Below are 12,692 nucleotides of genomic sequence, written 5' to 3' on the forward strand. Positions count from 1 at the left end.
GGCATGTACAGGTCTTAAGGGACAGCACCGCCCTGGTTGAGCAGAATAATCTCGCGCACGCGTCTTACTTCTCACTCTGGCACTAAGCCATCTCGTTGCTTTGTGCCGCCAACCGGACCCGGACTTCGTTTAGATGGGCCGCGTCTGCGTCCGCGTAGGGGTGACAGACATCGGTCGCGAATGCAACCCAAACCTGCATCGCATCTATTGCGCCTCGCAGGTCACCGAGCCTCTCATAAGCCAGGCCGAGTGCTCGGGTTGCGAGCATTTGGAGCGCAATAACACCCACCTCACAGGCGCTCTTCACCACGATCTCGAAACAAGAGACAGCCTTACTCAACTCGCCCTGTTTCTCGTACGCGTAGCCCAGATTCCAAAAAAGCTCCACCTCGGTTCGGCGGTCGATCTTGCCAGCCTGCGCGACCAGAGCGAGCGCCCGAACGAAGGCGTCTGCTGCCTCGGGCCACTTCTCTTGGAGACCGTAGGCGATGCCTACGTTGCCAACTAACAGGATCTCGGTCGTTCTGTCGCCGACCTCGCTAGCGATGTCCAGGGCCTGCATGCCGTACTCGAAGAATTCGTGCAGTTCACCTGCCTCTAGGCGCGAAGTAGCCAAGTTGACCAGTGCTCTGGCTTCTACAGAGCGGTGGCCAGCCTCTCGCGCAACACGAAGGCACTGCTGAAGACACTCGAACGCCTCACGAACTGCGCCCTGATCTCGATAGAGAGTAGCGAGATTAGCGAGCTCCTCGGCTTCACTGCGCCGATGGCCAAGCTTGCGGAGTACAGCGACAGTCGTCGAGCGCAGCTCGATAGCCTTCGAGAGCTCATCCAATCGCTCGTACATGTTTGCAAGATTGGATCCTGCTATGCTCTCACAGACATGGTCTCCAATCTGTTGAGCGATAGAGAGTGCACGCTCGCAGCACGAGATGGCATTAGTATCATCGCCGAGAGCTGCGTACGCTATGCCAAGGTTTCCAAGCGCATTGCTCTCGTCTATGTGATTGTTGATTTTGTGGGCAATCTGGAGGGACCTACAGCAAAGAACGGCAGCTTCTTTAGGCTTCCCGAAGCGTAGGCGCGTGTGCCCCAGGTTGCTTAGGATGACCCCCTCGTTTCTCAGGTCGCCAGCTTGGCGACTCATCGCGAGAGCCCGTCTGTAAAACGAACTGGCCTTGTGCCAGTTGCCAAGCGCGATGTGAGCCCCACCCAGCTGTACAAGTGAGGCCACGACGTGCAAGTCTTGTCTCGTTCGCTGAGCGGCAGCGAGTGCGGCTTCACCCCACCTGATCTGCTCATGAGGAGGTCGCCGTTGTAACTGACTGGCGTAATTCGCCGTAGCGCTTAGCAGTGCGTTGCAAGCGAAGGCGGCCGCTTCGTCGTGATCCATGTTTCGAGTGGCCCACGCTTGTGCAACGCTAATGTTTTTCCAATCCCGGTCGAACAGTGCGATTCCCTCTAGAAGACTTAGACCGCCGCGGGTGTACTTGTTGTTCGCAGCGTGAGCAAAATTCACGAAGTACTCTGCGTGTCGACGTTCAGCGGCGTACCTTTCTGCTGCGCCAAGTCGCGACTGTACGTGATTGCGCACGATATCGTGTAGGCTGTACCGCCCTGTGGTCTGGTTGTACTCCACCAGGCTCCACTGAATCAGAGAGCCTAAAATGGACTCCGTAATTTCAGGATCCACTTGGGCCACAGCCGCGCCGGCGGTTGCGTCGAAATCCGCCAGGAAGACGGAGATCTGAATGAAAAGCGTTCGCGTGGGCTCGTCGAGCAGCTCCAAGCTCTCGTTGAGCACGGCATCGACTTCGGAAAAGCGTTCCTGTGAGGCTCGAATCCGCTCTACGTACCTTGCAGCGCTCAGGTTCGCGCGTTCGGCGAGAACACGTGCGGCGACGCGCAGAGCAAGCGGAAGGTAGCCGCAGACCTTCGCTAGCTCGGCCGCGTGTGCCTGATCAACTGTGAGCGCCATGCTGCGGATGAACTCAGTAGCTTCGTCAGGGCCGAGGTTGCCGAGACGTCGGCTGCTGATGCCGGGCAGCACAAAGTGCTGTCGCGAGGTCACGAGGAGTAGACATCCGCGCGGGGGGACGAGCGGCTCGACCTGAGCGCGGTCGCGGGCGTTGTCGAGCAGGAGGAGCACGCGCCGTCCGTAAAGCGTAGTTCTGTAGAGCCTCGCTCGAGCCTCTTGGTCGTCCGGGAGCCTGGCGTCCGGCTCGAAGGCGTGGATGACCTCGGCCATCACTTCGGACGAAGAATAAGGCTCATGGCTGGTACCACGCAGGTTCACATCGATCTGGCCGTCCGGGTACTGCTCCAAGAGACTCTGTGCGAGCACCAAGGCGAGCGCCGTCTTACCCACGCCTCCTTGGCCGGTGAGTCCCGCAATGATCACCCCGCCGGTGTCGAGCTTCGCCCTAAGCTCGGCGAGTTCCGCAGCGCGGCCAGTGAAGTCTGCGGGGGGCGACCGAAGTTGGTGCGGCACACGCCGCGGCTGCGCCCCCGAAACAATGTTTACGCCGGTGCCACCCGGGCCCACGTGCAGCGCCCCGATGTGAACCGTCGGTCCGCCGTCAGGCCGTTCAGCTAAGGTCAATCCCGATGCTCCCGTTACCTGCAACCTCCATCCGCGACACGAACACTCGCCGCCGCGCGTTGGCGCCTACGCGGATTCCGATGGCGCCCCCTCCCACGGTCTGGACGTCTACCCGGACCGCCTCGCCGAAGTCGCCGCCGCTCTCAATCTCCTTCTGGAACCGCTCGCGGAAGTCCGCGAAGTCCTCGCGAACACCGCCGAGCGCCTCGAGAAGCTCAGCCTTGACGTTGTGCTGCACGCGCACCACCTGCAGCACGGCTTGACAGATGAGAAGCTCGACGGCGTCTGCGATCTGCGAGACGAATGCGCGCTGGCCCTCCTCAGCCTCGAGCTGAGCGAGTTGGCGTCGGAAGAAGTCGTCGGCCGCGCTGGAAAAGGCGCGACTCGCAGCCTTACTGGCGAACGGGGCGAGGAGCACGATGTGCGGGTTGGCCGTAGCCAGCGCGGTGACCAGTGTAATCGTGCTCCCGATGAAGCCGGCGCGGTCCCCTGCGGTAAGCTGCTTCGCCATCTCCTGGAGCGTTGTCTCGTGAGGTTTCAGTAACGTGGTAAGGTCCGCGGTGTCCATTGGTGGAGCTTAAGCTACTCTCTCTCCGCTGTGCAGCCGCGTTCGCGTAGACGGCAGCAACGAACTCCCCCCATCCCGCGTCGGCGAGCCTCGAGCAAGGCAGCGCCATGGAGCTGCGCCGCGCTGTGAGCGCCTGTCGCTGGCTCAGGCAAACGGTCGCTCGCCGGATCCGGCGCAGACACGTCCGCGCGGAGCGCCAGCTGGAGCCGCACGTCGACCGGCGTCATCCCGCGCACCGCCTTTTTCGCGAGGATCCTGAGCTGCGCGCGCGCGTGTTCGGCCTTTGCGCACCCGTAGCTGACGACCTGCCGCGCGCGCAGGTCGCCTCCGACCTCGAACGGTGGACTCCCGCAGTCACATTGCGCCCCGTTAGAACGCCCGGCCGCCGCGGTTCTGGACGCGCTCCAAGACCTCCAACCGCCCATAGCGTGGCTCGACATCGGCGGCCCTGGATGGAAGCCGGCGTGCTCCTGTCGTGCTTGGCTGCTCCGCGGTCTTCGAACGATCCGTCGAATTGTGTTGACATTTTACCCGGTGCTGATCTGCCGTGTTCTCGTGGCGCTTCAGCCACTTCGTCCATGCGGCGAGCATGCCGAGGCGCGCGCGCCGGTCGGCGACCTTGCATGCTCCGAGCTCCACGTAGGTCGGCGAGCCTGCCGCAGCCGCGCAGCTTAGTACCTCCTGACTCAGGTTATGGGTGCTGACCAGCCGGATTCGCGATCCTGGATGCGCAGTTTTGTTCCGATGTCAATGAAAATGTCCGCGTGGCCGTCGCGGATGTCAGACGCGCTCATCGTCCGAAGCTGAGGCAGGCGAGCGCCGACGCCAACCTGTGCCCGCCTGCGTGCGTGAGGCCGTGCGACGGCGAGGTCGTTTCCAGCGTCTTGCTCTCCGTCGCGTCGAGCGGGTTGCTGAGGTCGGTTGCTCTCGTGCGGAACGCAGGGGTGTGTTGCCGGTGGCGGCGGCCTTGCGCTCGAGCGACCGGTGGTCATAGTTGCCGGTCCCAGCTACGGCTGGTCAACAAGGAGAGAAAACATGACAAGAATGCTTTTTGTTACATTTGATTTGGAAGATGCGAATTCCGCCGCCTACAACCTTGCGTACGAGGTCTTCGGGAAGTCCGGTCTGTACCCGGCTTCTCCGGGGGAACAGGTTTCTCTGCCACGGACGACCGTCATGGGTGAGGTCAAGGCGGGGGTGCCTGCTGCTCCCATTCGCGACGTCCTCTGGACGGCTCTTGTGAGGGCGGGACTAACGCCATCCAGAATGTTGTGCGGCTTCTTAGAAGACTGGGCGGGTACCACCGCGAAGTAGCGTACGCAGGCACCCCTCTGCGGTGCTTGGTTGCATCGCGGAGGGGTCCGCCTTCCGGGGCTCGGAGCAAATCCCGCCGTACGAGGGTGGACGAGCTCCATCCGCCCTACGTGGAGTTGCGCCTAGGGGGTGCGGCCTCTCGCTGGGCCCTCCGGCGGGTTTGTGTCAACTTTGAGGGCACGCTGCGCCGCCCTCTGTAGCCGAACGTCGACCGGAGTTCTGCCGTGCGCGCCGCGTTCTTTTACCAAGATCCTGAGCTGCGCGCGTCCGTGCTCGACCTTCGCGCAGCCACAGCTAACGACCTTCCCCGCGCGCAGGTCGCCACCTGCGACCTCGACCGGTCGGCTCCCGCAGTCGCACTGGGCCCGGTAGAACGCCCGCCCGCCGCGGTTCTCGACGCGCTCTAGGATTTCGAGCCGCCGGTAGCGCGGCTCGACCTCGGCGGCCCTGGAGGGCAACCGGCGTGCTCCTGTCGTGATCGCCTGCTCCGTGCTCTCCGGCGACGTTGCCAACAAATTCGCTTGACCACTTGCCCGTCGCTCCTCCACCGCCTGCTCGTGGCGCTTCAGCCACTTCGCCCAAGCAGCGAGCGTCCCGAGCCGTGCGCGCCGACCCGCGATCTTACAGGCTGCGAGCTCGACATGGGTCGGCTGCCACGTTTCAGGGTCATGGGGCCACCCCGTTGCAGGGTCATGGGGCCAGGGGGAGACGACGTGATCGGCCTCGACGATGCCCGAGACCGCGAAGCGTGTCGAGGTCCCCGGAGCCGGGCGCGAAGCGACCGGCGACGTCTCTCTTTTTTGCAGGGTCATGGGGCCACCCAGGCCCCCTGTAGGCTCCGGCGGAGGGGCCGAGACGCTCACGAACAGGAAGGTCCCGCCGCCCTCGCGGCATGGGCGGTTACCTCGACGAGGGTGGGCCAGGCGCGCTGCGTGGAGCAAGGGGGTCAGAGACGGCGCGGTCCCGGGCTCGACGTCCTTGCCGAGACCGCAGCGGTCATCGACGCTTGGTGCGTGGATGGGTGGGCAGCTTGCTGCGCGCAGGCCGCGGCGCGGCCGCGTTGCTCTCGTCGAGCTTCGGCTTCAGCCGTGGCCTGTACGACTCGCCCTCCATGATGAAGTCGAACGCCGCATTCTTGAACCGATCGACGGCGCTCTGCGCGAGCAACACGTCGTCGAACATCCCGAGCCACTCGGCCGTGTCGCGATTGCTCGTGACGATCATCGACCCGCGGCCCGTGCGTTCGAGGAAGAGCTGGTAGACGTCACGGCTCTCTTCCTTGTTCATCGCCTCGAGCGCGAAGTCGTCCAGGATGAGCAGGTCGACGGTCGTGAGCGCGACCATCTCGGCGTCGCGTGAGTTGTCGAGCCTGCTCTGGCGCAGCCTGCGCAGCATCGCGTCGGCGCGCAGGAAGCGCACGCTATAGCCGTGCTGGCACGCGAGGTGTCCGAGCGCGTTGGCGATGAAGGTCTTGCCTACGCCCACCGAGCCGAGGATGACGATGTGCTTGTGCTCCTCGAGGAAGAGCAGGCTCGTGAACCCACCGAGCAGGCGCCTGTCGAAGCTGACCTTTGCGGTCTTGTCCCAGAGCTCCAGGCGCATGCTGGGGTCGAGCCCGGCGTCGCGCACGCGGCTGTCCGTCGCGCTCGCCTCGCGGCGCGCGATCTCGTCGGTCAGCAGCATGAGCAGCATCTCCTCGTGCCCCATCGACTGCTTCTCGGCGAGCAGGAGGCGCTCACGCAACGTCGTTGCGATGCGGCCGAGGCGCAGTCGCTTGAGTGCCGTGACCAGCGCAGGGTCGACGTCGTTGGCGCTCATCGCACCTCCTCCTTCGTCGCGGCAGCCGCCGTCGTGCGTGTCGCGAAGTGCTCGGTGCTGCGCGCGAACCGCGGCGTGGGGAGCGCAACGACCTTGCTGTCCTCGGTCGACGGTGACGCGGCCGGCTTCGCCGTCTCGAGCATGCGCGTCACGCGCTGCACGTCGACGACGTCGAAGGCGAGCGCGCTCTGGCAGATGGCCTCGACGCGCCCATCACCGAATTTCTTGCACAGCCGCAGCAGCGCATAGACGAGCCGCATGCGCGTCCAGGGCAGCGGCACGTCGAGCAGCCGCTCGGCGTAGATGCCGACGTGTGCGCCGCACTTCCTCGCGCTCGCGACGAGCGAGGCCACGTCGCGCACCGCCGCGACGGCCTTGCCCGTGGGGTAGTCGCTCGGATCGGTGGAGCGCTTGCCCGGCGCGACCCGCGCGTGCAACTTCACGAGCTCCGTGCCCGCGTAGATCCTCACCGACGCGCGGTCGGCGCGGACGCGCACCGTGCTGCCGACGTAGCGCGTGGGCACGCTGTAGAGCGACCGGAGGACCTGCACGTGATGATCGGGGTGTACCTTCGCGTCAGTCCAGTGCGGCACGTCGAACGGCGCTGCCGGCGCCGGTTTCATGGCACCCTTCTCGCGTGACTCGAACACCTCGCGCGGCACCTCGCGTGTCGTGCCGTGGATGCGCGCGCCGGCGACGTCGCGACACCACAGCTCCGCAGATGCGCGGGCCTCGCTTCGGCGGCGCCCTACCACTGATCCACTTCGCGGCGCCGAAGTGATCCACCCATCGCGCCGTGCGGCGGCGCCCACGTGGATCTCAACCGCGACATCGCGATCAGGTGCGATGACCTTCGTGCGACCCAAGGCGCGTGAGACGCCTAGGCGGCGCGAGTTCGTGGGCGAGCCGGCGCCGCCCTCCGCCTCGGCGTCGAGGGCGCAACCGCGCGGCTCGCAGCGCTGATCTCGCGCGCGGCGTATCGTGCCGCGCGGAGATGGATCATCGTTGATCCATGTTCGGGTTGCCACGTGGCAACCACTGCAACTCCCTCCGCTTGGCGGCGCCTTCCAACCTGCATACGACATGCCGCGCAGCGGGGTGGCACCGGGTGGATCACGATCCCGCCGCAAGGTGGATCAGTGGTAGAGCGCCGCTAAAGCCTTCCAGCGTCCGGCGGTCGCGATGCCGCGTGCGCTCCTGCACGGCGCGCACGTCACCCGTCGAAGCGAGCACCGCGGCGAGCTCCAGCGTCGCGAACGTGTGCCGCAAGCTGTGCGTCACCCAGCGCTCCGGATCGGGCAACCCGGCCGCGCGCACGACGGCGCGGATCTCTCGCTCCGGATCGATGGCCTGCCCGCAGCTCCGCCAGTCACCCGGACGCTTGCCCCAGGTCGCGGGGAACACGGGACCGTTGAGCCGGTACCATCCGCGCGCGCGTAGCTGCTCGCGCTGCTGGCGGAGCGCCCACACCGCGACTGGGTGCAGCTCCTGGGGCTTGTCGGCCTGGTCGTCTCCGTCGCGATCCTTCGGCGGCGTCAGGGGCCGCGTCCACGCGGGGTTTGCCAGGCGCCAGCCGTCGATCGCCTGATGCCGCACCCTGAGGAACACGCGCGTCCCGAGCACCGGGATCTCGCCGTCGAGGTTGTCGAAGTCGTCCCACCCGAGCCCCGCGAGCTCGCCTTGGCGGAGGCCCGAGAGCGCTGCGACCAGCACGCGGTACGCGAGGTCCGCGAAGCCCCGGAAGGCTCGCGTTCTCGCATCGCGCGCGGTGGCAGCGCGCACGAGCAGGAGCAGCTCGGTCGTCGATCGGCAGGCCTCACGCTCCGGTCCATTACCTCCGCCCTTGGGCGCCCACTTGCCCCACGGCAGCGATGCGAGCCGCTTGTTCCCGATGGCGCGGTTGAACGCCGCTTTCAGCAGGTCGAAGACGTTCTTGATGGTCTTCTCCGCGAGCGGGCGCATCTCGCCACGTCGGCGGACGCGGTGGGTGAGCATCCACTCGTCCCACTGCCGCATCCGGTCCTCCGTGAGGTGCGCCGCGGCGCAGTCCTCGAAGCGCGGCTTCAGGTACCGCCTCCAGTACCCCTTCGCCTTCGGTGCCCACCGCGGGCTCAGCGCAGCGACGTGCGACTCCCACGCCTTCTGCACCGTCAGCAGGCCCTCGATGCCCGCCTGTGCCCGCTGCACGAACTCCTCGTGCGAGATGATGCCGAGCTTCGCGTCCTCGATCTGCTTCCGAATGAGCTCGATCCTGGTGAGCACCTCCCCGGGCGTCTTGCCCCAGATCCACTTCCTTTTCCCGTCGCGCGGGTCGGTGATCTGCCGCCCATACAGCTCCGGCCCCGGCTTTCTCACGTCCACGTAGACACCCCGCCTCGGTTTGCTGCGCGTGGAGACGGGGCGCGCGGGCTGTCCTCGCGTCGCCATTAGTGACCGCCGGTCTTACACTAGGTGCGTAAGGCGTTTCCCACTCGCGCGCGCCAAATTGTTGCTTCTCCAACCACCGTCAGGCACTCCACCCGCACGCGCGGCAATGCATGCCGCCGCTGCTCGTGAGCACCTCGCGCAGGCCGCACGCGCGGCAGACGCGGAGCTCGGTCCCGCAGGTCGTGCACGTCGCGATCAGCATCTTGAGCACTGCGAGCCCAGGGCCGCAGCGCGGGCAGGTCACCGCGATGCGCCGCACGACATCAGCCCGAGGCTCTGCTTGCGCCTGCGATCCCGTGCCTCCGAGCGCAGCGCGGTAGCGCTCCAGGTGCACCGCGCAGAGCCCGAGCGGGTTGAATCCCGCAGCGGGCACGTTGGGGCACGCCGGCATGCCGTTGCCGCACGAGCGCTCGGCGCGCGACACGCCAAGCGCGGCGAGTACCCCGCGAGCACCGGACGCCGTGATGCGCCTTCGCTCCGCGCGCTCGGCTGTAGGCTCGGGAGCTCGACCAGGTGATCGCCTCAGGCGACCCGCGGTGCTCATGACGAACCTCCGCCGCGGCAGGCCTCGCAGGAGATCACCGCGCGCCAGAGCCACGACACGGCGCGGATCCCTGGGCCCGCGATCTCGCCGCAGCGGGTGCGCACCGCACCGCTCTCGGCGACGTGGACGACGCCGCGTGCGCAGAGGACACCCGTCCGCCATGCCCCTGCGCACGCGGTGCAGGTGACCTCCGTCGCCCACGGCACATCGACCGCCACGCCGCGGCCGAGCTCCGGATCGAGCCGGCCGCAGCGCGTCCACACCGGCTCGCCGGGCGCGACCAGGTGCACGGCGACAAGCCCACGGCCGCGCGCAAGCAGCCGGTTAACCCACGAGACGTGGGAGCCGATCAACGCGGCGAGCTCCGCGGGCGTCCAGCGCAGCGGATCCACCAGGTGCACCGCGCGGAGCACGGCCGCTCGCGCCGCCACCGCGGCCGCCCCGCTCGCGCCGAAGGCCTGCACGAGCGGCAGCGATCCTGCGACGCGTGTCGCCCGATCGCGGAGCCCGTAGCGCTCGAGCTCCTCGATCACCTTGTCGGCGGGCTTCATCGACGCCCCCGATCAGCCATGGGAGCGCTCGGCCGCTCATCGAAGAACAGCCCGAGCTGATGGGTGCCCCCGTCGAACGTGTTGCGATGGACAAAGCCGCCCCGCGGACGCGCGCGGCGCGTCCGCTCGATGTTCGTCTCGGCCATGTCACCCTCCGAACGACAGCCCGAGCTGCACCGCGCGCGGCGGCGCCGCGCACCCCTCGCACTGCACGCCGCGCGACCACGCAGCGTCCGCGAGCGCCATGTCGGGCACGATCGCGCGTCCGCATCGCGTCGCGCAGTCGCTGTCCTTGACGTGGTACGTGCGCCGCGGGCCCGGCGCGTTGCGCGCTGACGCGGCGATGCACGCGGGGCAGCTCACGTCGTCGATCCAGCGCGAGGGCGCCGTCGCGTACACCTCCACGTCACCCGAGAGGCGCCCGCACCATGCCCAGACGCCGTCGTCCGAACGGTGCACGAGGGTCTCGTGCTCCATCTCGCGGTCGGTGGCCATCATGCGCGCACCTCGCCTGGGTGCAGGTAGCGATCAGCGTCCGCGTGCCGCTGCTCCATCGAGCTCGGCGCGTGCTGTATGTAGACGGACAGTCACGCGTTCACGGCGCGCGCTCTGCTCGACTACATCAGCTCGCCCTGACGGAGCGCGAGCACGGCGCCGACGAGCTCGCCCATGGGCGCCGTGTCCATGGAGACGCCCTTGAGCCCGAGCGCGGCGGCGCTGCGACGGAGCGTCGTCTCGATGGTGGGGTTCATCGGGACACCTCCGCGTCAGGAACCGACGTGCACCCCGTCGAGCAGCTCTCGCCCGGAGGCGCGCCGCACCCCTCGCATCGCTCCGACTCCTCCCACGCGTACGCGTCGCTCAGGTCCCCGTCGCTCGGATCAGGCGGCGACGTCGGCTGCCCCTCGACGCGCTCGCGGTCACGCTCTCTCGTCGCGTCGTCTTCCGGCGCGTTCGCCGGCAGCACGGTGCACGCCTCCGCCTCGGCCGCGAACGGGTAGCGCCCGAGCGCGTGGAGCGCGACCGCGAGCGTCCATCGCCTCGCTGCCTCCCGGTGCCCGCTCACGACCGCGGCGCTCACGTCGGGCGCCACCGCCGTCTGCTCCGCGAGCGCAAGCCACGCATGCGCTCTCACCGCGGCCTCGAACGCGAGCGCCACGTGGATGCGTGCCCCGCCGACGCGCGCCTCCAGCAGAGCCGCGATCGCGCTCGCCGCGATCGCGACCGCTTGCGCGCCCGTGCGGCGCGCCTCCCAGCGGAGGAGCTCGGCGTCGGCGTCCTCGAGCGGCCACCCCGGCGGCGCCCCCCCTGGACCCTCTCTATTAAGGAGGCGGGTGTACCTGAAGTCCCGGAGGACCACCGGCGCCCCGTCGTTGCTTCCCGCCCCCTCCGCCGCCCCGATCACGGCCCCGAGGAGCGCGCCGAGATGCAGGATGTTCGCTCCTGTGCGTGAAACAGCGTAGATGTGGCGCCATGTTAGAACGAGTCGGAGAGCTGCCGCTGCTGACGCACCCCCTCGGAGCGCCGGGTCAACCGGCGCGCCGCCGACGGCCTCTGCACAGGCTCGGCACACCTCCTCGCGCAAAGTCGCGATAGCTACATGATTCCGAGCACTTGCCGCCCCCGTGCGACAAGTCCCCCCCTTCGCACTCTCTCTCTCGACGCCTCGTTCTCCACTCCTTGTGTACACCTGCCTGAGCGCATTGCCTCGGCTCGTGTGTGGTGCCGGTGACGCTGCCCTTGTGTCCTTACGGGGCAGCCCGGTTTCGGAGCGCGCGTCTGGGCCTCGACGGCTTGCCCTGGCACCGCTGAGCGGTCGTCTGCGTCCAGCTGGACGCACGGCGATGTATGCGGGCAGCACATGCCGCGTGGGGAGTGGTGCTCCGGCGGGCGTGCGACAGACCGCCTGTTCGGGGCGGATGTCACACGAGCTCGCGCCGGGATGCACAGGAGAGCGCGCAAGGGAGCCCTCAGGGCTCCTCCGAGCGGTTCGCCGACGTGGTGTTTCGGCGGCTGCCCCGAGGCTCCTCGCTGGCTGTCTGGTCCAGGTGAGCCTCGCAGACTCGCGCGATACGGACGATGGTTCATCGTGCCCATCGCACCGGCGTTCACGCCAATCGATCCATCGGTTGTGCGCGCGAGGTGTCCGCGGCAGGGGCGCTTTGAAGGCGGACCCATGCTGTTCGTGGAGGGGCCACTCAGCATGTTCCAGCGTGGAGTCCCGGGTGCCACGATGACCGTGTCGTGCGCAATCCTGCTCAATCCTCCGTTCGGACGCGCGTCGACGGCACACGCAGGCTTGCGTCGGTCGCCGGGCGGCCTGGTCGGGCTCGGCCGAACGCCTTCCTTGACGCCCGTCTGGTCCTCCCCCACGCTCGCATCGGATGCTCCGCCTCCGGCGACCCCATCGTGACCGCAGCGCGATCCTTCGCTGGATCCGCGCCGCGCTCCCGGTGCTGCTCGTCGTCGGTCTCCTGGCGCAGGGCCACACCCTCCAGGCGCTCGGCATGACGATCGCTTGCGAGCACCCGATGCTCGAGGCGTCATCGGCCCATCACGAGGAGGACGCGGCGCCGGACAGCTCCCACGAGGACTGTCCGCCCAGCTGCAGCGACTGCGCTTGTGGCCGTATCCCCATGACGCTCTCCGTCGGCGCCGCGCTGCCCTACATCCTCCTGGAGGCGTACGAGATCGCCGCGTCGACGCTGCCGGAAATGCCAGGGCGCAGCCCCCCTCACCGCCTCGAACGGCCACCCCGACACCCGCGCGCCTGAGGCGCCCGCGTCAGGTGTCGCACCCGCGAGCACGGCAGCAGCGCACAGGCGTTTGAGCGCCCCTGCGCCGCGCCGCCGTGAGCTCGGCCCTCTC

At 67.7% G+C, this 12,692-nt stretch carries 11 protein-coding genes; 1 reads left to right on the top strand and 10 read right to left on the bottom strand.

Going from position 1 to position 12,692, the window contains the following annotated elements; all coding sequences use genetic code 11:
* Positions 1-82: 82 nt before the first annotated feature.
* The 10 genes from WMF45_RS48410 to WMF45_RS48455 all read right to left on the bottom strand — a co-directional run bounded on the left by WMF45_RS48410 (position 83) and on the right by WMF45_RS48455 (position 10,959).
* Positions 83-2,491, bottom strand: a complete 2,409-nt coding sequence (locus WMF45_RS48410) for a tetratricopeptide repeat protein (RefSeq protein ID WP_437713881.1) — start codon at positions 2,489-2,491, stop codon at positions 83-85.
* A gap of 97 nt (positions 2,492-2,588) precedes the next feature.
* Positions 2,589-3,170 carry a hypothetical protein gene (locus tag WMF45_RS48415; RefSeq protein ID WP_437713882.1) on the bottom strand — a complete coding sequence of 194 codons (582 nt, stop codon included), beginning with the start codon at positions 3,168-3,170 and terminating at the stop codon, positions 2,589-2,591.
* A 2,310-nt stretch (positions 3,171-5,480) separates the two neighbouring features.
* Positions 5,481-6,302 (bottom strand): ATP-binding protein, encoded by an 822-nt coding sequence (locus WMF45_RS48420; protein WP_437713883.1) that lies wholly within the window; start codon positions 6,300-6,302, stop codon positions 5,481-5,483.
* A complete protein-coding gene (locus tag WMF45_RS48425; protein ID WP_437713885.1) occupies positions 6,299-6,925 on the bottom strand; it encodes a Mu transposase domain-containing protein in 627 nt (208 codons plus the stop codon). The genes WMF45_RS48420 and WMF45_RS48425 overlap by 4 nt, the downstream gene beginning before the upstream one ends.
* Before the next feature lie 490 nt (positions 6,926-7,415).
* The gene (locus tag WMF45_RS48430) at positions 7,416-8,663 is read right to left on the bottom strand and encodes a site-specific integrase (protein WP_437713887.1); all 1,248 of its coding nucleotides are present in this window, start codon (positions 8,661-8,663) and stop codon (positions 7,416-7,418) included.
* Positions 8,664-8,808: 145 nt separating this feature from the next.
* Positions 8,809-9,153, bottom strand: a complete 345-nt coding sequence (locus WMF45_RS48435; RefSeq protein ID WP_437713889.1) for a hypothetical protein — start codon at positions 9,151-9,153, stop codon at positions 8,809-8,811.
* A 116-nt stretch (positions 9,154-9,269) separates the two neighbouring features.
* Positions 9,270-9,824 (bottom strand): hypothetical protein, encoded by a 555-nt coding sequence (locus tag WMF45_RS48440; protein ID WP_437713891.1) that lies wholly within the window; start codon positions 9,822-9,824, stop codon positions 9,270-9,272.
* 147 nt (positions 9,825-9,971) lie between these two features.
* The gene (locus WMF45_RS48445) at positions 9,972-10,322 is read right to left on the bottom strand and encodes a hypothetical protein (RefSeq protein WP_437713893.1); all 351 of its coding nucleotides are present in this window, start codon (positions 10,320-10,322) and stop codon (positions 9,972-9,974) included.
* A 119-nt stretch (positions 10,323-10,441) separates the two neighbouring features.
* Positions 10,442-10,576: a hypothetical protein gene (locus WMF45_RS48450; protein ID WP_437713895.1), complete on the bottom strand. Its 135-nt coding sequence runs from the start codon at positions 10,574-10,576 to the stop codon at positions 10,442-10,444.
* The gene (locus tag WMF45_RS48455) at positions 10,573-10,959 is read right to left on the bottom strand and encodes a hypothetical protein (protein ID WP_437713897.1); all 387 of its coding nucleotides are present in this window, start codon (positions 10,957-10,959) and stop codon (positions 10,573-10,575) included. The genes WMF45_RS48450 and WMF45_RS48455 overlap by 4 nt, the downstream gene beginning before the upstream one ends.
* A 1,249-nt stretch (positions 10,960-12,208) precedes the next feature.
* Between WMF45_RS48455 and WMF45_RS48460 the strand changes: the two genes are divergently transcribed.
* Positions 12,209-12,598 (top strand): hypothetical protein, encoded by a 390-nt coding sequence (locus tag WMF45_RS48460; protein WP_437713899.1) that lies wholly within the window; start codon positions 12,209-12,211, stop codon positions 12,596-12,598.
* Positions 12,599-12,692: the final 94 nt, after the last annotated feature.

The sequence above is a fragment of the Sorangium sp. So ce448 genome (genome assembly GCF_051520915.1).
GTDB lineage: Bacteria > Myxococcota_A > Polyangia > Polyangiales > Polyangiaceae > Sorangium > Sorangium cellulosum_B.